The sequence below is a fragment of the Pseudomonas fragi genome (assembly GCF_025426255.1).
Taxonomy (GTDB): domain Bacteria; phylum Pseudomonadota; class Gammaproteobacteria; order Pseudomonadales; family Pseudomonadaceae; genus Aquipseudomonas; species Aquipseudomonas kulmbachensis.
Genome location: NZ_CP104861.1, coordinates 789635 through 811862, shown reverse-complemented (window position 1 = coordinate 811862; position 22228 = coordinate 789635). Strand labels below are relative to the sequence as shown.

General features: G+C 55.7%; 18 protein-coding genes. 12 read left to right on the top strand and 6 right to left on the bottom strand.

Translation table 11 applies throughout. The features are described 5' to 3' along the window. Positions 1–220: 220 nt before the first annotated feature. From N7D90_RS03875 to N7D90_RS03845, 7 genes are all read left to right on the top strand, one after another. Complete coding sequence (locus tag N7D90_RS03875) at positions 221–1819, top strand: ABC transporter substrate-binding protein (protein WP_261740961.1); 1599 nt, start codon at positions 221–223, stop codon at positions 1817–1819. Positions 1820–2098: 279 nt separating this feature from the next. Continuing rightward, positions 2099–3463, top strand: coding sequence for an OprD family porin (locus N7D90_RS03870; protein WP_261740960.1), 1365 nt, complete (start codon positions 2099–2101; stop codon positions 3461–3463). Between the two features lie 87 nt (positions 3464–3550). After that, positions 3551–5146, top strand: a complete 1596-nt coding sequence (locus N7D90_RS03865) for an ABC transporter substrate-binding protein (protein ID WP_261740959.1) — start codon at positions 3551–3553, stop codon at positions 5144–5146. Between the two features lie 75 nt (positions 5147–5221). After that, complete coding sequence (locus N7D90_RS03860; protein WP_261740958.1) at positions 5222–6232, top strand: ABC transporter permease subunit; 1011 nt, start codon at positions 5222–5224, stop codon at positions 6230–6232. Between the two features lie 10 nt (positions 6233–6242). Then, entirely contained in the window at positions 6243–7154 is a 912-nt protein-coding gene (locus N7D90_RS03855; RefSeq protein WP_261740957.1) for an ABC transporter permease subunit, read from the top strand. Between the two features lie 10 nt (positions 7155–7164). Continuing rightward, the gene (locus tag N7D90_RS03850) at positions 7165–8133 is read left to right on the top strand and encodes an ABC transporter ATP-binding protein (RefSeq protein WP_261740956.1); all 969 of its coding nucleotides are present in this window, start codon (positions 7165–7167) and stop codon (positions 8131–8133) included. Continuing rightward, positions 8133–9107 (top strand): peptide ABC transporter ATP-binding protein, encoded by a 975-nt coding sequence (locus N7D90_RS03845; protein ID WP_261740955.1) that lies wholly within the window; start codon positions 8133–8135, stop codon positions 9105–9107. The genes N7D90_RS03850 and N7D90_RS03845 overlap by 1 nt, the downstream gene beginning before the upstream one ends. Positions 9108–9310: 203 nt before the next feature. Here N7D90_RS03845 and N7D90_RS03840 read toward each other — a convergent pair whose 3' ends face one another. The 4 genes from N7D90_RS03840 to N7D90_RS03825 form a co-directional block, all read right to left on the bottom strand. Continuing rightward, positions 9311–9604, bottom strand: coding sequence for a hypothetical protein (locus tag N7D90_RS03840; RefSeq protein WP_261740954.1), 294 nt, complete (start codon positions 9602–9604; stop codon positions 9311–9313). 379 nt (positions 9605–9983) lie between these two features. Further along, entirely contained in the window at positions 9984–10247 is a 264-nt protein-coding gene (locus N7D90_RS03835; RefSeq protein ID WP_261740953.1) for a bacteriocin immunity protein, read from the bottom strand. Next, positions 10237–12486 carry an S-type pyocin domain-containing protein gene (locus N7D90_RS03830; RefSeq protein ID WP_261740952.1) on the bottom strand — a complete coding sequence of 750 codons (2250 nt, stop codon included), beginning with the start codon at positions 12484–12486 and terminating at the stop codon, positions 10237–10239. The genes N7D90_RS03835 and N7D90_RS03830 overlap by 11 nt, the downstream gene beginning before the upstream one ends. A gap of 318 nt (positions 12487–12804) precedes the next feature. Continuing rightward, positions 12805–14388: a peptide chain release factor 3 gene (locus N7D90_RS03825; RefSeq protein WP_261740951.1), complete on the bottom strand. Its 1584-nt coding sequence runs from the start codon at positions 14386–14388 to the stop codon at positions 12805–12807. Positions 14389–14725: 337 nt separating this feature from the next. Between N7D90_RS03825 and N7D90_RS03820 the strand changes: the two genes are divergently transcribed. The 5 genes from N7D90_RS03820 to N7D90_RS03800 all read left to right on the top strand — a co-directional run bounded on the left by N7D90_RS03820 (position 14726) and on the right by N7D90_RS03800 (position 19828). After that, the gene (locus tag N7D90_RS03820; protein WP_048359225.1) at positions 14726–15442 is read left to right on the top strand and encodes an ABC transporter permease; all 717 of its coding nucleotides are present in this window, start codon (positions 14726–14728) and stop codon (positions 15440–15442) included. A gap of 25 nt (positions 15443–15467) precedes the next feature. Next, positions 15468–16361 carry a glycine betaine ABC transporter substrate-binding protein gene (locus tag N7D90_RS03815; protein ID WP_261740950.1) on the top strand — a complete coding sequence of 298 codons (894 nt, stop codon included), beginning with the start codon at positions 15468–15470 and terminating at the stop codon, positions 16359–16361. Positions 16362–16375: 14 nt separating this feature from the next. Next, the gene (locus tag N7D90_RS03810; RefSeq protein WP_261740949.1) at positions 16376–17029 is read left to right on the top strand and encodes an ABC transporter permease; all 654 of its coding nucleotides are present in this window, start codon (positions 16376–16378) and stop codon (positions 17027–17029) included. Then, positions 17026–18183, top strand: a complete 1158-nt coding sequence (locus N7D90_RS03805) for a betaine/proline/choline family ABC transporter ATP-binding protein (RefSeq protein WP_261740948.1) — start codon at positions 17026–17028, stop codon at positions 18181–18183. Before N7D90_RS03810 ends, N7D90_RS03805 begins: the two co-directional genes overlap by 4 nt. A 481-nt stretch (positions 18184–18664) precedes the next feature. Continuing rightward, positions 18665–19828 (top strand): type III PLP-dependent enzyme, encoded by a 1164-nt coding sequence (locus N7D90_RS03800; protein ID WP_261740947.1) that lies wholly within the window; start codon positions 18665–18667, stop codon positions 19826–19828. 46 nt (positions 19829–19874) lie between these two features. Here the strand turns inward: N7D90_RS03800 and N7D90_RS03795 are convergent, their stop codons facing one another. After that, on the bottom strand, positions 19875–20909 hold the full coding sequence (locus N7D90_RS03795; RefSeq protein WP_261740946.1) for an alpha-xenorhabdolysin family binary toxin subunit B: 1035 nt from the start codon (positions 20907–20909) through the stop codon (positions 19875–19877). Next, positions 20906–22135 (bottom strand): alpha-xenorhabdolysin family binary toxin subunit A, encoded by a 1230-nt coding sequence (locus N7D90_RS03790; RefSeq protein ID WP_261740945.1) that lies wholly within the window; start codon positions 22133–22135, stop codon positions 20906–20908. The genes N7D90_RS03795 and N7D90_RS03790 overlap by 4 nt, the downstream gene beginning before the upstream one ends. Positions 22136–22228 lie beyond the last annotated feature (93 nt).

The window sequence follows — 22228 nt, the reverse complement described above, 5'->3', positions numbered from 1 at the left end:
TCTGACTACATCAGAGGCTATAGGACGCCAAGACAATTCCTACAAGTTTGTCAGGCCTGACGCATTTACTGCTGAGTTTTGACGCCCTAACGTCGACACACAGCCAGTCTATTGCGCGGGGTGCGGCACAGTAGCTGATGATATCGACGCCCTGAACCGCAGGCCTTTGATCAAGGCTCGCGCTCAGGACTCAAAAACAAGAAAAAGGATAGGGAACGCCATGCGCAACCCTCTGGTTTTATCTGTGTTACTCAGCGCCGGCGTACTTGCCGGCAGCCCGCTCGCAAACGCCGCCAATAGCCTGGTGTTTTGCTCGGAAGGCAGCCCCGCCGGTTTTGATACCGCGCAGTACACCACCGCCACCGATAACGACGCGGCCGAACCGATTTACAACCGCCTCGCCGAATTTGAAAAAGGCGGCACCGCAGCCGGCCCCGCTCTGGCTACTCGTTGGGACATTTCCGAAGATGGCCTGACTTACACCTTTCACCTGCGCGACGGGGTCAAGTTTCACACCACCAAATGGTTCACCCCGACCCGTGACTTCAACGCCGATGACGTGCTCTTCACGTTCAACCGTATGCTCAACGCCGACCATCCATTTCGTAAGGCTTACCCGACCGAGTTCCCGTACTTCACCGGGATGAGCCTGGACAAAAACATCGCCAGCGTCGAAAAAACCGACCCCATGACCGTGGTCATGAAACTCAACTCGGTAGACGCCGCTTTTATCCAAAACCTGGCCATGAGCTTTGCTGCGATTTTGTCAGCCGAATATGCCGATCAACTGCTCAAGAGCGGCAAACCCAGCGACATCAACCAGAAGCCGGTCGGCACCGGCCCGTACGTGTTTCAGCGGTATCAGAAAGACTCCAACATCCGCTACGCCGCCAACAAGGAATACTGGGATCCAAGCCAGGTCAAACTCGACAACCTGATTTTCTCGATCAGCGTCGACGCCTCGGCACGCATGCAAAAACTGCGTAAAAACGAGTGCCAGGTCTCGCTGAACCCGCGCCCGGCAGACGTCGCCAGTCTCAAGGCCGACCCCAAGCTCCAAGTCATCGAAAAGCCCGGCTTCAACCTCGGCTACATCGCCTACAACGTGCAGCACAAGCCGCTCGACCAACTGCAAGTACGTCAGGCGCTGGACATGGCCGTCAACAAGGACCAGATCCTCAAGGCGGTCTACCAGGGCGCGGGCCAGAAAGCGGTCAACGCCATGCCGCCAACACAATGGTCCTACGACGAGACCATCACGGATGCGGCCTACAATCCCGAAAAAGCCAAAGAGCTGCTCAAGGCGGCTGGTGTCAAGGAAGGCACTGAAATCACCCTGTGGGCCATGCCCGTGCAGCGCCCTTACAACCCGAACGCCAAGCTCATGGCCGAAATGCTGCAATCGGACTGGGCCAAGGTCGGGCTCAAGGTCAAGATCGTCAGCTATGAATGGGGCGAATACATCAAGCGCACCAAAAATGGCGAGCATGACATCAGCCTGATCGGCTGGACCGGCGACAACGGTGACCCGGACAACTGGCTCGGCACCCTCTACAGCTGTGACGCGATTGGCGGCAATAACTACTCCATGTGGTGTGACAAGGAGTACGACACGCTGGTCAAGAACGCCAAGATCGTCACCGACCGCGACCAACGCACGGTGCTCTACAAACAGGCCCAGCAGTTGCTCAAGCAACAGGTGCCTATCACCCCCATTGCGCACTCCACGGTCAACCAGCCGCTAAGTGCCAAGGTCGAAGGTTTCAAGGTCAGCCCCTTTGGGCGTAACGCCTTCTCTGGCGTCAGCCTCAAGGACTAAAGCACAAGCCAGTGCCGGTGTGGGAGCGAGCCTGCTCGCGAAGGACGTTAGCGATAACCCGATCGAGACGGTGTTGGGATATTCGCGAGCAGGCTCGCTCCCACAGTTGACGACACACAACACCCAGCCTGCATCAGCAGGCCACCTTTCCAGGTGGCCCGCTAAAACTTCGCCAATCGCACGTGACGCAAACGTTTGTAATGCTTTAAATCGTTTCACAACAGCTGAGTCAACACAAAAAGACCGGCAATAAAAAAAGAAACCAGAGGAGCCTCAACCATGAAAATCACCAGCAGTGCGTTGTTAGCCCTATCCATCAGCAGCCTCACCGCGATGGCCTACGCCGATGAATTTGTACCTACCGAATTGAAAGGCACCAGTGCCCAAAGCGAAACCAAGGGTTTCCTTGAAGACCAGACCCTGAGCGGCACTACCCGTAACTGGTACGCCAACGAACTCAAGCGCCGTGATGATCGCTTCAGCTACAACAACCACGGTACCCGCGAGTCAACCCCGCGCCGGATCAACTGGGTACAGGGCACCATCCTCGATTACAAATCGGGCTTCACTGAGGGCACCGTCGGCTTCAGTACCCAGGTAGCGGCCTACAACGCCATTGCCCTGGACCGCGACGCCAAGGATATTGCCGGTCCGAACAACCGTACCCTGACCCACAGCGATGGCGATGCCGTCGGCCAGTGGAGCAAGTTGGGCCTGGCCAACCTCAGCGCCCGCATCTCCAACACCACGCTGACCGTAGGCCGACAGAACTTCAGCAGCCCGACCATCGACGTGATCGGTAACCGCGCATTGCCTTCAAGCTTTCAAGGGGTGGGCTTGCACAGCGAAGAGTTCAACAACCTGTCCTTCGACGCGGGCTCCTTTGATCGCGTGTCCCCGCGTACTGAACAAAGCCTGAGCAAGTTTCGCAGTGAATACGGCGCAGCCGGGGTCGAGACTGATCGCGCCAGCGTTGCTGGCCTTAACTACCAGCCGCTGAAAAACCTGAAAACCACGCTGTACGCAACAAACGTGGAAGACTTCTGGAACCAGTACTACTTCGGCGCGGTACACGATATCGGCGACAACGCCGTGCTGGGTCTGAACACCAACTTCAACTACTACAAGACCCTCGATACCGGCAAGAAAGAGCTGGGCAATATCAACAACGACGCCTACAGCCTGGCATTCGCCTTGACCCACCAGGCCCACACCGTGAGCCTGGCATTCCAGCAAATCGTCGGCGACGAGTACTTCGACTACCTGCACGAAACCAACGGTATCTACCTGGCCAACTCCCTGCTCTCGGACTTCAACGGCCCGAACGAGAAGTCGCTGCAACTGGCCTACAGCATCAACATGGCGCAGTACGGTATTCCGGGCCTGAAGTTCAACGCCTACCACGCGCGCGGCTGGGATATCGACGGTACCAAGTACAAGGGCACCGCCTACGACGTCAGGAACATGGACGGTGAAACCCACAACGAGTACAGCGTTGGCACATCTTATGCTGTGCAAAGTGGCCCGCTGAAAGCCACCGCCATTCGCGCCACCTACACCACGCACCGCGCCAGCAAAAACCAGGCTGACGGCAACATCAATGAGTTCCGCCTGGTGACCACCATTCCATTCAGCATTCTGTAAACACACCTTTACATGCCCAGCGCCTGCGGCCGATTAGCCCCATCGGCCGCAGGCACATGCTGGTTCAACTGATTGGAGAGGATTGCCATGAGAAGACTTCCACTACGCACCGCCCTCGCCGTGGCACTGCTGGGTACAGCGTTCTGTGCTAACGCGAAAAACCTGGTGGTCTGCACCGAAGCCAGCCCTGAAGGATTCGATATCGTCCAATTCACCACCGCCGTGACAGCCGATGCCTCGGCTGAAACCATACTCAACCGCCTGGTCGACTTCGCACCCGGTACGACCGACGTCGAACCAGCACTGGCCGAACGCTGGGACATCAGCCCGGATGGGCTTGAGTACACTTTCCACCTGCGCCCCGGCGTGAAATTTCACACTACCGATTATTTCAAACCGACCCGAACCGTGAACGCCGACGATGTGGTCTGGAGTTTTCAGCGCCAGCTGGACCCGAATCACCCGTGGCACAAACTGTCGTTGGTCGGTTACCCCTACTTTGAAAGTATGGGTTTCAAAAACCTGCTCAAAAGCGTCGAAAAAGTTGACGACCTGACCGTAAAAATCACCCTCAACCACGCCGAATCACCATTCTTGCGTGATATCGCGATGCCGTTTAACTCCATCTACTCCGCCGAATATGCCGACCAGTTGCTCAAGTCCGGCAAAACCGCTGACTTGAACAACAAGCCTATCGGCACCGGCCCGTTTATCTTCGTGCGCTACAACAAGGATGCCCAGGTACGCTTCAAGGCCAATCCGGATTACTTCCGTGGCAAGCCCCCCAGCGACAACCTGATTTTTGCCGTGACCACCGACAGCAACGTGCGCCTGCAAAAACTCAAGGCCAACGAATGCCAGATCGCGCTGTACCCCAAGCCCGATGACGTCAAAAACATCCGCAAAGACCCCAACCTCAAGGTCGATGAACTGGCAGCCCTGATGACCAGCTACATCGCCATGAACACCAGTCACAAATACCTGAGCGATGTGCGGGTGCGCAAAGCCATCGACATGGCCTTCGACAAACAAACCTACCTCAACACCGTGCACGGTGAAGGCAACGCGCTGATTGCGATCAACCCGTACCCGCCCACCATGCTTGGCTATAACACCAATATCCAAAGCCCGCCCCGAGACCTGGACAAGGCCCGGGCGCTGCTCAAGGAAGCCGGTGTACCAGAAGGCACGGTACTGACCTTCTTCACCCGTAACGGCGGCGGCCCGACCAACCCCAACCCGATGCTGGGTGCCCAGCTGCTTCAGTCCGATCTGCAGAAAATCGGACTCAAAGTGGATATTCGCGTCATGGAATGGGGCGAAATGCTCAAACGCGCCAAAAGTGGCGAGCACGATATGGTCTCGACCGGATGGGGCGGCGATAACGGCGACCCGGATAACTTCCTGACCCCACTGCTCAGCTGTGAGGCAGCCAAGAACGGCGAAAACTATTCACGCTGGTGCAATAAGGATTTCGAAGCCCTGATTACCAAGGCCCGCGGCATCACTGAACCCTCTGAACGGGCTGCACTCTATCAACAAGCACAAGTAATTTTTAATCAGGACCAACCATGGATCAACGTAACCCATCCTATGCTGTTTACTGCGATGCGCAGAAATGTTGAGGGCTATACCCTTAGCCCCCTGACCAACAATAACTTCGCCACAACCCAGGTGAAGTAGAACAATAAAAAACCCGCCAGGGTTTACCTGAACCCTGGCGGACCTGCCTAACCGGCTGATAAGGAACACCATAAGATGTTTAGTTTTATTGCCCGCCGAGTGGGGTTGTTGATACCCACCTTCTTCGGCATCACCCTTCTGACCTTTGCCTTGATTCGCATGATCCCGGGTGACCCGGTCGAAGTCATGATGGGCGAACGACGGGTCGACCCTGAAATGCACGCCCAGGCAATGGAGCGCCTGGGTCTGAACAAACCGCTGCATGAGCAGTACATTGACTACGTCACCAAGCTCGCTCACGGCGATTTGGGCGAGTCATTGCGCACCCGTGAAAGCGTATGGACCGAATTTTCCGCACTGTTCCCCGCCACTCTCGAACTGGCCACTGCTGCGCTGTTGTTAGCCGGTGTGCTCGGGCTACTGGCAGGGGTCATTGCAGCACTCAAGCGAGGCTCATTGTTTGACCACGGGGTGATGGGTATCTCCCTGGCGGGTTACTCGATGCCGATCTTCTGGTGGGGCCTGATCCTGATCATGTTCTTCTCCGTGGGTCTGGGCTGGACCCCGGTTTCCGGGCGTATCGACCTCTTGTACGACATCGAACCAAGAACCGGTTTCATGCTCATCGACACCCTGCTCAGCGACCAGCCCGAGGCCTTCTGGGATGCACTGCACCACTTGATTCTGCCTGCCATCGTGCTGGGCACCATTCCACTGGCCGTGATTGCACGGATGACCCGCTCATCGATGCTCGAAGTACTGCGCGAGGACTACATCCGTACCGCCCGCGCCAAAGGCCTGTCGCCTGCCCGCGTAGTTTTCGTGCACGGCCTGCGCAACGCCCTGATCCCGGTACTGACCGTGGTCGGCCTGCAAGTCGGCACCCTGCTGGCCGGTGCCGTACTGACCGAGACCATCTTCTCGTGGCCCGGTATCGGCAAATGGCTGATCGAAGCCATCGGCGCCCGGGACTATCCCGTGGTGCAAAACGGCATCCTGTTAATTGCCTGCCTGGTGATTCTGGTCAACTTCGTAGTGGACATCCTCTACGGCTTTGCCAATCCACGCATCCGTCACCAGCGCTGAGATCCTGACCATGAGCACCTCTCCAAGCACCACCGAAGTGGATCAAAGCCTGCTTTATCCATCGCCTTACAAAGAGTTCTGGCAGGCTTTCTCCCAAAACAAAGGCGCCGTCGCGGGCCTGATTTTCATGACCCTGATCGTGTTCTGCGCGATTTTTGCCCCGTGGGTTGCCCCCCACAGCCCGAGCGAGCAATACCGCGACTTTCTGCTGACCCCGCCGGTCTGGCTGGAAGGCGGCCAGTGGCAGTTTTTGCTCGGCACCGACGAACTGGGCCGTGACCTGCTGTCACGCCTGATTGAAGGGTCACGGCTGTCGCTGCTGATCGGTTTGTCATCCGTGGTGATTTCCCTGATCCCGGGCGTCATCCTCGGCCTGTTTGCCGGGTTTTTTCCGCGCCTGCTCGGCCCTGGCATCATGCGTTTGATGGACATCATGCTGGCCCTGCCGTCCCTGCTGCTGGCCGTGGCGATTGTCGCCATCCTCGGCCCTGGCCTGATCAACACCGTGATCGCCATTGCCGTGGTTTCGTTGCCGTCTTATGTGCGCCTGACCCGCGCCGCCGTAATGGGCGAACTGAACCGCGACTACGTGACGGCTGCCCGTCTGGCGGGCGCCAGCTTGCCGCGCCTGATGTTCATCACCGTGCTGCCCAACTGCATGGCACCGTTGATCGTTCAGGCCACCTTGAGCTTCTCCTCGGCGATTCTCGACGCTGCTGCCCTGGGCTTCCTGGGCCTTGGCGTACAACCGCCAACCCCGGAGTGGGGCACCATGCTGGCCTCGGCCCGCGACTACATCGAACGTGCCTGGTGGGTCGTGAGCCTGCCCGGCTTGACCATTTTGCTCAGCGTGCTGGCAATCAACCTGATGGGCGACGGTCTGCGCGATGCGCTGGACCCGAAACTCAAGAACGCCGCCTGAGGAGATTCCCATGTCACTGTTAGAAATCAAGAATCTCAACGTCCGTTTTGGCGACGCCAAGGCAGTCCCAGTGGTCGACGGTCTGAGCCTGTCTGTGGATAAAGGCGAAGTTCTGGCCATTGTTGGCGAGTCGGGTTCCGGCAAATCGGTAACCATGATGGCCCTGATGGGTCTGATCGAGCACCCTGGCATCGTCACCGCCGACGCGCTGAACTTCGACGGCAAGAACATGCTGACCCTCAGCGCGCGTCAACGTCGCCAGATCGTTGGCAAAGACATGGCCATGGTCTTCCAGGACCCGATGACCGCACTGAACCCCAGCTACACCGTGGGCTTCCAGATCGAAGAAGTGCTGCGTCTGCACCTGAAAATGTCCGGCAAAGCGGCGCGCAAACGGGCCATTGAGCTGCTGGAAAAAGTCGAAATCCCGGGCGCTGCCAGCCGCATGCAAGCCTACCCGCACCAGTTGTCGGGTGGCATGAGCCAGCGTGTGGCGATTGCCATGGCGATTGCCGGCGAACCGAAGTTGCTGATCGCCGACGAACCGACCACCGCGCTGGACGTGACCATTCAGGCGCAGATCATGGACCTGCTGCTCAGCTTGCAACGCGAGCAAAACATGGGCCTGGTGCTGATCACCCACGACCTTGCCGTGGTGGCTGAAACCGCCCAGCGGGTGTGCGTGATGTATGCAGGCCAGGCGGTCGAAGTCGGCAACGTGCCGGGGTTGTTTGATGTGCCAGGGCACCCGTACAGCGAAGCCCTGCTGGCCGCGATCCCGGAACACAGCATGGGCGCCGCCCGCCTGTCCACATTGCCTGGCATCGTGCCGGGGCGTTACGACCGGCCTCAAGGCTGCCTGTTATCGCCGCGCTGCCCATATGTCCAGGAACAATGCCGCCAACAACGTCCTGCGCTGGAGCAAAAAGCTCACAGCCAGGTGCGCTGCTTCTTCCCCTTGAATCAGGAGGTGGCGTAATGACTGTTGTTCTTACTGCCCGCGACCTTACCCGTCACTACGAAGTATCCCGCGGCATGTTCAAAGGCCATGCACTGGTACGCGCACTCAATGGTGTGTCGTTTGAACTTGAAGCCGGCAAAACCCTGGCCGTGGTGGGCGAATCCGGCTGTGGCAAATCCACCCTGGCCCGCGCCCTGACCCTGATCGAAGAGCCGTCCTCAGGCTCGTTGAAAATCGCTGGGCAAGAAGTCACAGGCGCCAACAAGGCTGAGCGCAAACAACTGCGCAAAGACGTGCAGATGGTGTTCCAGAGCCCCTATGCCTCGCTCAACCCACGGCAGAAAATCGGTGATCAGCTTGCAGAGCCTTTATTGATCAACACCAAGCTGAACGCCAGCGAACGTCGCGAAAAAGTTCAGGCCATGATGAAACAGGTAGGCCTGCGCCCCGAGCATTACCAGCGCTACCCACACATGTTTTCGGGCGGTCAGCGTCAGCGAATCGCCCTGGCCCGGGCCATGATGCTGCAACCCAAAGTGCTGGTGGCTGACGAGCCGACTTCCGCGCTCGACGTGTCGATTCAGGCGCAGGTGCTCAACCTGTTTATGGATTTGCAGCAAGAGTTCAAAACCGCCTACGTCTTTATCTCGCACAACCTGGCGGTGGTGCGGCATGTGGCCGATACGGTACTGGTGATGTACCTGGGCCGTCCGGTAGAAATGGGGCCAAAGGAAGAGATCTACACCCGGCCGCTGCACCCATATACCCAAGCATTGCTTTCAGCCACCCCGACCATCCACCCGGACCCGAACAAGCCGAAAATCAAGATCGTTGGCGAGTTGCCCAACCCGCTTAACCCGCCATCAGGTTGCGCCTTCCACAAGCGCTGCCCGTATGCGACCGAGCTGTGCAGCACTGATGAACCGGCCTTGCGCGTGCTCGACAACCGCCAGGTGGCTTGCCATCACGCGGAACAGTTTTTACAGGTTTAAACACTGACACCAGGAGGAGGCACACTCCCCCGTAGCAGCTGTCGAAGGAACGAGGCTGCGTCCGACTGCGCAGCAGTCGTAAAACCATTCAACGTGATGCTCCAGAAGCACCGCGTCTACCGGGTTTACGAGGGCTGCGCCTCGGACGCAGCCTCGCGGAGCTCGACAGCTGCTACGGGACTTATTGTCCCGCTAACTACTCACTACGTCTGGCCATCGCCCTCGTCGCCATCATCGCCGTTGTCACCGCTGCCACCGCCATCGGCGCCACCGTCACCATCGGTCTGGTCATCATCCCCCGAACTGCCGCCCTGCCCCTGATCACCCGGCTCCGAGTCCGACTTGTAAATCGCATGAATCGTCGGCCCCGGCACACCTGTGGCTGAAAATCCTGCCCCGGAACTGCTCAGCGGGTTACTCGCCCAAGCCGCTGAAGCACTCACCGTCAACAACACCAGCACCTTGAGCAACAACACAATGCGTTGAAAAAGCTTCATGGGATTTCCATCCTGTGTATGGGAAATACCCTTTAAACCTAGTTCGCCACCTTCAGTTTTTCCAGAAACACGCCGGTTGCGATATACCCATTCGGACTAACTCAGTTGCTCTGGTTGATACTTTGTTGCGGATCAAGCGGGTATACGCAAATCCTTGTAACCGTTGACGAGCCGCGCGAGGCTACGTTCGACTGCGTAGCAGTCGTAAAACCATTCGGCCTTGGTGTTTCAGGGACATCGTGCTTATCGGATTTACGACGATTGCATCGTCGGACGTAGCCTCGCGCAGCTCGTCAACGGCTACAGGCGTTTGGCTCACACTGTAGCAACAAATAACTCAGCCACTGTGAGCGCAGCGGCTGAGTTAAATAGCATTTGATTAGCCTGCTTTAAAACCAGGTTTGCCGTTGGCGGCTCGCCACTCACTAACTCTTTTAGTGATTGCTTCGGGCGTGCATTCCACATCCGAGGAAGCATAATAGATGAGGTCTGTTCCCTCAGGATGCTCTGTCACATCTTCAAAATGTTTTAACAGAACATCAAGACGCTCATCTGTGCCAGCGATATTCTCTCTAAATACCTCCTTCATAAATTCCAAAAATTCTGCTTCCGTATATTCTGAAAAACCACTTTTAAATCCCATTATTCTTCCCCTTATGAATATCCATATGACGTTTAGGAGTCAGAACCATCATATTTTCAATATTATAAACGTCCCCGCTTTTGGCGATTTCTTGGACATGATGAATTTCAAATGTAGATCTTTTACCCACTGCATCATCTCGCCTAGCCTTAGGCGCCTTACCCATGTTCATTCGGGCCCGGTTCGAGACTATGAATTGCTCTGACAACTCCGAGTCTTTTGCTATTTCTACCCAAAACGCCTCCCGAAATGCCCTGAAATTTCTAAACTCCTTGCCCCGCAACTGGTCTGCAATCTGCGACGGAACAGCAGCCCCCTCACCTTGCGCCGCAGCCCCCAGCCAGATACCCGTCACCGGCTGCCCCATCCCCGTTGCTACCCCTGCATCCTCGCGGGGATCCCGGAACATTACATAAATTGGAGGCAGGCCAGAACCCGCCGGAAACACTGTAATGAAGTCATCAAAGCCAGCTTCAGCAAGCCCCGGGAAAGTATCAATCCTTCCCACAACAGGCGTAACTGTCGCCCCAGTGTAGACCGGAGTCTCAGGCTGTTCAGCAGGCGAAGTAGTCGAGCTATTCCCTGGATCAACGATGGGTGTCCAGATCAAAGTCCTTGGTGGTACATCCTCTGTCGTAACGCTGTAGACATTCTGCTGAGCGTTAAAAGTTGCGGCTATTACCCTGACTTGTGACGGCACAATGACGCCATCGGCTTTGGCGACAAACACTTCTGACTGGCCATCGGCTGCTGCTTTCGAACTGATACGCACCGGCAGATCAACAGTTCCATTGGCGGCAGCAATAGCTGATAGATCGTCCTTGAGCTCAGGCGCCAGATCCGAGAGCGGCGTACTAAATGCATAGCGCTCAGGCAACTCGCCATTTGCCAGTTTGGGCGAATATACCAAGGCAGACACTCCAACCAAAAGCCCCGAAGCTGTGCCTGCCGCCAGACTGCTCAACGCTGCAATTGCCGAGCGGATAGCCGCTTGCAGAGTCACTGTCGCCGCATCAATAACCGCGGCGGTGCCCGCTGAAGTTATAAACAATGGGCCAGCTGATGCAGACCCCGGCGCACGGAACGTGTTGGCTATCCGGATAGCTGCTTGCGCTGCACCCGCCCGCTCGGCAAGACCACCAAAGGCATTGGCGGTCGCTGTCAGATACCTGGCCGATTCAGTCTTTAGCAAGGCATCGTGATAACTCAGCCATTTGCGCCCTAACTGAGTATGGGTTTGCAAGTAAACCAGCTCGTTAAGCGCTGCCAATTCAGGCTTGCTCAAGGGTGCTTTGATGTTCGGGTTGTTCGCAGGGTAGGTGATGGTAATTCCGCCCCTTTCAAGTGGCGGAGGCGCGTAAATGGGCTGAGTTTCTGCGGTTTTTGACGCGGCCAGACGCTCAAGCGTCGTCTTGTAATGGGCCAATGCTTCAGAGGCAGTATTGCCTTCCATCACCCCCGCTGCAGTGATGAGTTCTGTATAGAGGAACTCCGGTAGTTGTTGAGCGTGAATATCTCGCTCCTGGATGATGATGGCTAACCGTTGATCCTGCGCAGTGTCATTATCAGCAACCTGTACCTGTTCAATTTGCATGGCCAGTTCTGCAAGCTTACCCGCAAGAACACCAATGGAGAGCGAAAGCGCCTTAAGTTCTAACGCAGATTTATAAACAGTGTCATACAGCCGATACAAATTTATCAACGTATCAGGAGAGAGAGCATTGGAATTCAAAAGTTCGCGCATTTTCTGACGCGGCAGTACTTCCATCAAAAAATAAGGACTCTGACCATAAAGACCATAAATATCAGGCACTATAGTGTTGTATTGAGTTATTTTTGATTCAATAAGATCCAGCGTCACGTGTTGTTCTATTGCAGCAGATTCTGCGGATGTCATGGCCTGTGAACCTTTGGCGGCCTGTTTTCTTTCCTCCAGCTCACGCTCGGTATCGGGGACGAGCGAGTTGAATCGCGTATTGAATTCTTGATCAAGATATCCTTGGCTATGAATTTGCTCATTCATAAACTCAGCCATAATGTTTGGTTTTGCAAGATCATGAATATTGCTCGGCCCGCCTTCTCCTCTGCGCGGACCTTCATTCAAACCCCACGAATTAAATCCGCCGCCAAATTCGATTTTGGGCTGCCATTTCCCCACAACAGAGGTTGCCCCCAACTCGTATGAGCCGGGGCCTAGTTTTTTGTGAGGGCCCAAGTATTTATCGATATCATTTGACATATAACCTCTCCTTTAGTCTTTAACGCTTACACCACCCTCAACAACCAACATAGATAATATTAGTACCCACTTTGACAGACGATAGAGCCAACATAGCAATTTCAGAAACATACTACACAAGCAAAAATAACCATCTTCAAATACGGAAAGAAACATCTCTTATTAATGTAAAACACCTCCTACGCACTGTTAACTGCCCCGCAGGGGGCGGAAGGCCCTGCGGTCCTTATCACAGCCTTCAGCAGCGCCTACAAAATCGCGCCCATAAAAAAAGCGAAGCCCAAAGGCTTCGCTTTTTTCTACCCAGCGTCTGAGCGCTTAGTGGTGCTCACGCGTAGCGCGGAATTTCACATCCGGCCAGCGCTCTTCCATCAACGCCAGGTTGACGCGAGTCGGAGCCAGGTAGGTCAAGTGACCACCGCCATCAATGGCCAGGTTTTCCACAGCCTTGACCTTGAACTCCTCGAGCTTTTTCTTATCGTCGCAATCAATCCAGCGCGCCGAGTACACGGTGATCGGCTCGTAGGAGCATTCCACTTTGTATTCGCCTTTCAAACGGCTCGCGACCACATCGAACTGCAGCACACCGACGGCGCCCAGGATGATGTCGTTGCTGCGCTCCGGGAAGAACACCTGGGTGGCGCCCTCTTCCGCCAGTTGCTGCAAGCCCTGACGCAGTTGCTTGGATTTCAGCGGGTCACGCAGTCGTACGCGGCGGAACAGTTCCGGGGCGAAGTGCGGGATACCGGTGAAGCTCAGGCTCTCGCCTTCGGTGAAGGTGTCACCGATCTGGATGGTGCCGTGGTTGTGCAAACCGATGATGTCACCCGCGAAGGCCTCTTCGAGCTGTTCACGCTCGGAGGAGAAGAACGTCAGCGCATCGCCGATACGTACGTCTTTGCCGGTACGCGCATGGCGCATTTTCATGCCCTTCTCGTATTTGCCCGAGCAAATACGCATAAAGGCGATACGGTCGCGGTGTTTAGGATCCATGTTCGCCTGGATTTTGAACACGAAACCGCTGAATTTCTCTTCGGTCGGCTCGACCGTGCGCTCGTTGGCAACACGAGGCAACGGCTCCGGTGCCCAGTTCACGACAGCGTCGAGCACGTGATCGACACCAAAGTTGCCCAATGCAGTACCGAAGAACACCGGCGTCAGTTGGCCATCGAGGAATTCCTGCTGGTTGAATTCATGGCAAGCGCCCTGAACCAGTTCCAACTGATCGACGAAACGCTGGTACTCGTCACCCAAATGGGCGCGGGCTTCATCAGAGTCGAGCTTTTCGATGATTTTGGTTTCGGTACGTTCATGACCATGACCGGCGGTGTAGACGATGATGTAGTCGTCTGCCAGGTGGTAAACACCCTTGAAGTCACGGTAGCAACCAATCGGCCAGGTGATCGGTGCAGCCTTGATTTTCAGGACTGCTTCGATCTCGTCCAACAACTCGATCGGGTCGCGAATATCGCGGTCGAGTTTGTTGATAAAGCTGACGATAGGCGTGTCACGCAGACGGCAAACGTCCATCAGGGCGATGGTACGTGGCTCAACACCTTTACCGCCGTCGAGCACCATCAGCGCCGAGTCGACCGCAGTCAATGTGCGGTAGGTGTCTTCCGAGAAGTCTTCGTGGCCCGGGGTGTCGAGCAGGTTGATCATGTGGTCGCGATACGGGAACTGCATGACCGACGTGGTAATCGAAATACCCCGTTGTTTCTCCATTTCCATCCAGTCGGAGGTGGCATGGCGGTCGGACTTTCGCGATTTCACCGTACCGGCGATAGCAATCGCCTTACCCATCAGCAGGAGCTTTTCGGTGATGGTGGTCTTACCCGCATCGGGGTGGGAAATAATGGCGAAAGTGCGGCGTTTCGCGACTTCGGCGGCCTGGTTGGTCATGGGAAATCGCCTGACGATTGATTCAAAAAAGGGCGCGGATTATAGCCCAAATCAGGTGCCCACGGCCACCGTTGCCACCCTTGCTCGTCGGACAAGGGTGGCAATGTGCCGTAAAAAATGTGAACCTTTTAGACAGTGGAGGCGTCCACTCTCCTGATACGACAAACCGTCAGGAGCTGAAATATCAGCAAGTTAGCCTGACGAGGCTGCGCTAATGACAGGTGATGAGAGCGATTTTCGCCACCACCCGTTGCTCTTCGCGAACTCATTGTCGGCAGCCAGGAATGGCCTTGCCACACGACGATGTGTACGCCGACTGAAAAAAAGGAGTCCGTCTGTGGCTAATCGCTATGGAAAAGGGCTTATAGGATGTGCGGTAGTTATCGCGCTTCTGGCCCTGTTGGTCCACTGGATCGGCATCAGCACTATCGAACACTATCAAGATGATTTGTTGTTCTATCTGCAAGCCCACCTGTACCTGGTACTCGCTTCAATGCTCGCGGCCCTCCTTGTAGGGATACCAGCCGGCATTTTCCTCAGCCGACCTAATATGGCCGGACGTGCGGAACGCTTCATGCAAGTCTTCAACATCGGTAACACCGTACCCCCGCTGGCGGTACTGGCCATTGCCCTGGGTTTCCTGGGAATCGGTAGCGGCCCTGCCATCTTCGCCCTGTTTCTCGCCTCGTTGCTGCCTATCGTGCGCAACACTTATGAAGGCCTGAAAAACGTCCAGGGTTCACTCAAGGAAGCCGCCGTCGGCATCGGCATGACCCCGCGCCAGGTGCTGTGGCGAGTCGAGTTGCCCAACGCCGTGCCCATCATCATGGGCGGTGTGCGAGTGGCACTGGCGATCAACGTCGGGACGGCACCGCTGGCGTTCCTGATCGGCGCCAACAGCCTGGGCAGCCTGATTTTCCCCGGCATCGCCCTTAACAATCAGCCGCAATTGATCCTCGGCGCTGCGTGTACCGCGCTGCTGGCATTGCTGCTCGACGGCCTGGTGATTCTCATCAGCCGCCGATGGTTGGAACGCGGTCTGCGACCTGTTTAAGGTCTGGCTGAGCAAAGGAATACCCATGAAAAAAATTAGCTTTTTACTAGGCTGCATCCTGCTGTGCGCAGGAATTGTCCAAGCCGCAGAAAAACCCCTGATTCGCATTGGGGCGCGGGTGTTCACCGAGCAAACACTGCTCGCGGAAATCACCTCGCAATACCTTAACAGCAAGGGCTACAACGCCAAGGTGACCGGCGGGCTCGGCAGCAGCCTGGCACGTTCGGCCCATCAATCCGGGCAACTGGACATGGTGTGGGAATACACCGGCGTATCGTTGGTGGCCTACAACCACATCACCGACAAGCTCGACAGTCAGCAATCCTACGACCGGGTCAAAGAGGTCGATGCAAAAAAAGGACTGATCTGGCTGCACCCGTCAAAGTTCAGCAATACCTACGCGCTGGCCTTGCCACAGAAAGTGGCCGAGGCGTTTCCCGACATCAACAGCATCAGCGATCTGAACAAGGCACTGCGTGACCCGCAAAACAAAAGAGCGCTGGTAGCCCTGGACACTGAATTTGCCAACCGTTCCGATGGTTTGCTGGGCATGGTCGAGCTCTACGACATGGACCTGACCCGCCGCAATATCCGACAGATGGACGCAGGTCTGGTTTACACCGCGCTGAAAAACGGTCAGGTGTTTGCCGGGCTGGTCTACACCACGGACGGTCGCTTGAGCGCCTTCAACCTCAAGCTGCTCAACGACGACTTGCATTACTTCCCGGACTACACCGCCGCACCGGTAGTGAGCAAAACCTACCTGGACGCCCACCCCGACCTCGAAGGCCTGCTCAAGCCGCTGGCGGATCTGTTTGACGACGAAACCATGCGTCAGCTCAACGCCCGGGTCGACGTTGACCACGAAAGCCCGTCCAAAGTCGCCGCAGACTTCCTGCGCCAGCATCCACTGAACTGAATTGAGGAGAAGACATGGAATTTTTAAACGCCTTTTCCCATATGGACTGGTCGCTAGTCTTACATCTGACCTTGCAACACATCAGCCTGGTAGGCATTGCCGTGGTTCTCGCGATCCTTATCGGTGTACCGCTGGGTGTGCTGATGACGCGTTTCCCGACACTGGCCGGCCCCCTGCAAGCCAGTGCCACCGTGCTGCTGACCATTCCGTCAATCGCCCTGTTCGGTCTGCTGCTGCCGTTTTACTCCAAATTCGGTCAGGGCCTGGGCCCGATGCCAGCCATCACGGCGGTGTTCCTTTATTCACTGCTGCCCATCATGCGTAACACCTTTCTCGCCCTTACCGGCGTTGAGCCGGGTATTCGCGAAGCCGCACGCGGCATCGGCATGACCTTCGGCCAGCGCCTGCGCATGGTTGAACTGCCGATCGCGGTGCCCGTGATTCTGGCCGGTGTGCGCACCGCCGTGGTGATGAACATCGGTGTAATGACCATCGCCGCCACCATCGGTGCTGGCGGTCTGGGTGTACTTATTCTTGCTGCAATCAGCCGTAGCGACATGTCGATGCTGATCGTCGGCGCCGTGTTGGTCAGTGTTCTGGCCATCATCGCTGACCTGCTTTTGCAATGGCTGCAACGCTCGCTGACTCCAAAAGGACTGCTCAAATGATCGAACTTCAAAACCTCAGCAAAACTTTCCAAAGCAACGGCAAAGACGTAAAGGCCGTGGACTCGGTAAGCCTGACCGTCAACGAAGGCGAAATCTGCGTATTCCTCGGGCCTTCGGGCTGCGGCAAAAGCACCACGCTGAAAATGATTAACCGCCTGATCAAGCCCACCTCCGGAAAAATCCTGATCAATGGCGAAGACACTACCGACCTCGACCCGGTAACCCTGCGGCGCAATATCGGTTATGTAATCCAGCAAATTGGTCTGTTCCCCAACATGACCATCGAGGAGAACATCACCGTCGTCCCGCGCCTGCTTGGCTGGGACAAGCAAAAGTGCCATGACCGTGCTCGTGAACTGATGAGCATGATCAAGCTCGAACCCAAGCAGTACCTCAATCGCTACCCGCGTGAACTGTCGGGCGGCCAGCAACAGCGGATCGGGGTGATTCGCGCCCTCGCCGCCGATGCACCGTTGCTATTAATGGACGAACCGTTTGGCGCGGTCGACCCGATCAACCGCGAGATGATCCAGAACGAATTTTTCGAGATGCAGCGGGCGCTGAACAAGACCGTAATCATGGTCAGTCACGACATCGACGAAGCAATCAAGTTGGGTGACAAGATTGCGATCTTCCGTGGCGGCAAGCTGCTGCAGATGGATCACCCCGACACCCTGCTCGCCCACCCAGCCGACGACTTTGTCAGCAACTTCGTGGGCCAGGACAGCACGCTCAAGCGCCTGCTGCTGGTCAAAGCTGAAGACGCAGCGGACAACGCGCCGTCAGTCAGCCCTGAAACCCCGGTGGGTGAAGCGCTGGAACTGATGGACGAACTCGACCGTCGTTACGTTGTGGTCACCTGCGCCGACAACAAGGCCCTGGGCTATGTGCGTCGTCGCGACCTGCACCGCCAGACCGGTACGTGCGGCCAGTACCTGCGCGAATTCACCGCCACAGCCGCCTCCGAAGAGCATTTGCGCATCCTGCTGTCGCGCATGTATGAGTTCAACCGTTCGTGGTTGCCGGTGATGGACGCCGAGCGTGTGTTCCAGGGTGAAGTGACCCAGGAATCGATTGCCGCCTACCTGAGCTCGGGCCGCTCGCGCGGGGCCAAGACCAGTATCGTGTCGCCAGCAGATATCGCGCTGGCGTAACGGCCAACAAGCCTGGGGCAAGCCCCAATGCTGTTCACTTAAGCAAGTGGTATGACTGTGGGAGCGAGCCCGCTCGCGAAGGTCGTTAACGATAGCGCGTACGCTATTGAAACCTTCGCGAGCAGGCTCGTTCCCACAGTCGTGTTCACCTTCCACGCCCCCGCAAAAGCCCTCCGTTCGAACTCCTCAGTGTCATGACTGTCGGTTACTTATATAGCTGTCAGTGCCCCCACGACGAACGCGTACAAAAACGCGACATTTTTTGTTGATCTCAGCGCACTCACGCCCTAAAGTTCGCGCCGAACATTCATGCTGGAAACGATCCATCCGGCTCAAGTACTGACGACGAGACAGCAAGGTCCATTTACCTTATTTGCTTTCGGCGGACATGCCTTGGGAAGTAGGCGAACCAAAGTGGGGATACGGAGGATGTTCAGCTGCACCCATTTATTTTTTACGTTTGCCACAGGAGTCCCCACGCATGTCGATTCAGATCGAAGACTATTACGCGCGCGATACCTTCAACAAAATGAAGGCTTTCGCTGACACCCAGGAAACTCCGTTCGTGGTGATCGACACCGCCATGATCAGCAAGGCTTACGATGACCTGCGTGCAGGCTTCGAATTCGCCAAGGTGTACTACGCCGTCAAAGCCAACCCGGCCGTCGAAATCATCGACTTGCTGCGCGACAAGGGTTCGAACTTCGACATCGCGTCGATCTACGAACTGGACAAAGTGATGGCCCAAGGCGTTGGCCCGGATCGCATCAGCTACGGCAACACCATCAAGAAATCCAAAGACATCCGTTATTTCTACGAGAAAGGCGTGCGCCTGTTCTCCACCGACTCCGAAGCCGACCTGCGCAACATTGCCAAGGCTGCACCGGGTTCGAAAATCTACGTGCGTATTCTGACCGAAGGCTCGACCACTGCTGACTGGCCTTTGTCGCGCAAATTCGGCTGCCAGACCGACATGGCCATGGACCTGCTGATCCTGGCTCGCGACCTGGGCCTGGTGCCTTACGGCATTTCGTTCCACGTGGGCTCCCAGCAACGCGACATCAGCGTTTGGGATGCCGCGATCGCCAAGGTCAAAGTGATCTTTGAACGTTTGAAAGAAGAAGACGGCATCGTCCTCAAGCTGATCAACATGGGCGGCGGCTTCCCGGCCAACTACATTACCCGTACCAACAGCCTGGAAACTTACGCCGAAGAAATCATCCGTTTCCTCAAGGAAGACTTCGGCGACGACCTGCCAGAAATCATCCTGGAGCCAGGCCGCTCGCTGATCGCCAACGCCGGTATTTTGGTCAGCGAAGTAGTACTGGTTGCGCGTAAGTCGCGCACCGCCGTTGAGCGTTGGGTATACACCGACGTGGGCAAATTCTCTGGCCTGATCGAAACCATGGACGAAGCCATCAAGTTCCCGATCTGGACTGAAAAGAAAGGTGAAATGGAAGAAGTCGTAATCGCCGGTCCAACCTGCGACAGCGCCGACATCATGTACGAAAACTACAAGTACGGCCTGCCACTGAACCTGGCCATCGGTGACCGCCTGTACTGGTTGTCGACCGGTGCCTACACCACCAGTTACAGCGCTGTTGAGTTCAATGGCTTCCCGCCGTTGAAGTCGTTCTACCTGTAAAACTGCAACGCCCTCCGGACAAGTGTTCGGGGGGCGTTATTCGTTGCTAGCGACTGATGCGCCGCAAGAAGCGCTGAAACCCGGACAGCTCTGCCGATGCTTGCAGCATCGAATGTTCATTCACTTCAGTCGTCGCACGAACCCTGGCCAAAAACACACTCAGCCCTTGGGCAACCAACCTCAGGTTTTCAACCCAGTAGGCCCGCGCCTCAACCAGTTCTGTGTGGCGGCGAATTTTTTCTGCCCGTTCCTTGAATGACCGCGCATCCGTCCTGTTCTTGTTTTGCAACACTCTCAGGTCATATAACTTTTCAGTTATTTTATTGCGTGCCACAGTCAGCGAAAACAACCGATAACCACCGTCAAAAAAGCCCAGATACTGCACCACACGTGCAATGGCCGCTGTGACAACATCCGCCTCCACTTTGCCCACCTGGGTTGTGGTGACAAGCGTCTGTATTTGCTCGGCCGTGGGCAGCAAGTCCCGTACATGCTCCAACCATGTACGGGACTGCAACACGGCGACAGCAGCATCTAAAACCTGTTTATCTGCCCGCAACCGATCTTCTTCCACTTGCAACGTTAAAGCCTGTTGTTCCAGTTCTTCGAGCCTGACCGCGTCATAAGCCAACAAAGGATCGGAGTAGTGTTCCAGGTTTAGCCCACCCCCCTCCTCGACACGCAATACTATTTGCTCCTTGGCCGCGGTGACTGCACTTGCGATACGGCCTACCCGCTGCGCAAAAGCATCATTCAGAACTTTAAGCGCAGCGCTTTGCACTTCCACAGTCAATTCGGTGTGTGCCTGAATCGCAACCCACTGTTCGAGCAGTTCATCGAGCCCCGCATTTTCCACTTTCACATCAAGACTGCGTACGTGTTCGACAATTACACGTGCACTGTGACTCAAGCATCTGGCCGCCAGACTCAAGCGTTCCTGCAATGAGGGGATAAAATCATATTCGCGATTAACCGCCACCGCATTGAACTTTTTAAGCCCTGCAAAAACACCCGACATATCAGGATTTTCGTAAACCATTAGTCCAATTTCCCTATTCATGATTTCAGTCCCTTTATTCAAAAGCGCTCATTGATAATTTCATTAAACGCATTGGATATCTGCACGCTGTAGTCTTTAACACGCGTCCAGGGATTTAACAGTTGGGCGAAATCAAGTTTGAATTTATGGAGTCGGGCGAGGTTATCCACACCCTCCAGCTGCTCGGCGGCTTCATCCAGATAAATGGCAATATAGCCCCACACTTGCGCCAACTGCTTGGCTCCCTGCTCGGCCACGAGCATACGACTGCGCAAATCAACAAAACGCTGCTGAGTGGCATCCAGCATAATGGCCAGTCGCTCTTGTTCCTGACTGCCTTTCCTTGCGATATCCCGCGCAGCAATCAGTTTGTTTTTTCGGGCACGAGTAGCTTCGGCTTTTACGCCAAATATCCCGCCCGTGATCGCCAAAACGATAGGCCCCATAAGTATCCCTGAATGCCCATACAACACCTGAGATTTGTAGTCCTTGATGACCTGCTCAATTTCACTGTCCAGTTCCTTGATACGCGCGATCAACGCTACCCGCTCTTGGGAGAGCCCGGCCTGCGCATAGGCCTTAAGCTTGGTGTTAACCTCGTGAATCAACTCGTCCGACAGCACTCGCTCAAACTCGGCCGCCAATGCGCCTACGGCGTAGGCCTTTTTAATATACGAGTCGGTATCTTTTTTAATCTGCAGTACGTAATCCCTGACAATCCCGACTGCCCTAAGCTCTGTTGTACTTAGAATGATTTCTTTCAACTCGGCCTCTTCCTCCTCGGTCAACTCATTCAACGTACCGGTGAGAAATCGCTCGAACTCGACTCTATTGATGATCTCAATAATGCCGTTACCCGTTGTAATAAAACTGTCAGAGAACCGGTTAAGTTGCCGACTCAGCTCTTTTGTATCACGCTCCAGTGGCGACCATGTAGCAGCGTGCTGTACAACTTGTTGATGAAACGCCTGAATGCTTGCAGGTTCCAGGCCCGGCACACTTTCCGTGTTACCCCCAACCCACTCCACGATCTTGTTGTAGTCAACCGGCAATGCCCGTGACTCGCGAACATAAGCACGAACACTGTGTATATCACTGCGCCGAATGATAAAGCCCAATTCATCTTTTGAAACAGCAGCATCACTCTTGCCGGCCAGCACCTGAATATACTGTGACGGTAAAAGTACAGCGACCTCCAACGAAGTCATTTTTTCCAGCGATCTGGCTTCGCCAATATTCTCACTGAATGCGAAATCACTACCTTGCATATTAATTCCCTTTAAATAATTATCCTGCCCAAACAGAATTAATCTTTAAAGGACTTCAATCAACTGCAACATTGCTCTGCAACATGTAAGACA

What these genes read in the sequence shown, in the direction of transcription:
- N7D90_RS03870 (WP_261740960.1), top strand. Translation starts at nt 2,099, where the DNA reads ATGAAAATCACCAGCAGTGCGTTGTTAGCCCTATCCATCAGCAGCCTC.
- N7D90_RS03810 (WP_261740949.1), top strand. Translation starts at nt 16,376, where the DNA reads ATGGAATTTTTAAACGCCTTTTCCCATATGGACTGGTCGCTAGTCTTA.
- N7D90_RS03835 (WP_261740953.1), bottom strand. Translation starts at nt 10,247, where the DNA reads ATGGGATTTAAAAGTGGTTTTTCAGAATATACGGAAGCAGAATTTTTG.
- N7D90_RS03855 (WP_261740957.1), top strand. Translation starts at nt 6,243, where the DNA reads ATGAGCACCTCTCCAAGCACCACCGAAGTGGATCAAAGCCTGCTTTAT.
- N7D90_RS03790 (WP_261740945.1), bottom strand. Translation starts at nt 22,135, where the DNA reads ATGCAAGGTAGTGATTTCGCATTCAGTGAGAATATTGGCGAAGCCAGA.
- N7D90_RS03800 (WP_261740947.1), top strand. Translation starts at nt 18,665, where the DNA reads ATGTCGATTCAGATCGAAGACTATTACGCGCGCGATACCTTCAACAAA.
- N7D90_RS03860 (WP_261740958.1), top strand. Translation starts at nt 5,222, where the DNA reads ATGTTTAGTTTTATTGCCCGCCGAGTGGGGTTGTTGATACCCACCTTC.
- N7D90_RS03850 (WP_261740956.1), top strand. Translation starts at nt 7,165, where the DNA reads ATGTCACTGTTAGAAATCAAGAATCTCAACGTCCGTTTTGGCGACGCC.
- N7D90_RS03875 (WP_261740961.1), top strand. Translation starts at nt 221, where the DNA reads ATGCGCAACCCTCTGGTTTTATCTGTGTTACTCAGCGCCGGCGTACTT.
- N7D90_RS03825 (WP_261740951.1), bottom strand. Translation starts at nt 14,388, where the DNA reads ATGACCAACCAGGCCGCCGAAGTCGCGAAACGCCGCACTTTCGCCATT.
- N7D90_RS03845 (WP_261740955.1), top strand. Translation starts at nt 8,133, where the DNA reads ATGACTGTTGTTCTTACTGCCCGCGACCTTACCCGTCACTACGAAGTA.
- N7D90_RS03830 (WP_261740952.1), bottom strand. Translation starts at nt 12,486, where the DNA reads ATGTCAAATGATATCGATAAATACTTGGGCCCTCACAAAAAACTAGGC.
- N7D90_RS03815 (WP_261740950.1), top strand. Translation starts at nt 15,468, where the DNA reads ATGAAAAAAATTAGCTTTTTACTAGGCTGCATCCTGCTGTGCGCAGGA.
- N7D90_RS03840 (WP_261740954.1), bottom strand. Translation starts at nt 9,604, where the DNA reads ATGAAGCTTTTTCAACGCATTGTGTTGTTGCTCAAGGTGCTGGTGTTG.
- N7D90_RS03865 (WP_261740959.1), top strand. Translation starts at nt 3,551, where the DNA reads ATGAGAAGACTTCCACTACGCACCGCCCTCGCCGTGGCACTGCTGGGT.
- N7D90_RS03805 (WP_261740948.1), top strand. Translation starts at nt 17,026, where the DNA reads ATGATCGAACTTCAAAACCTCAGCAAAACTTTCCAAAGCAACGGCAAA.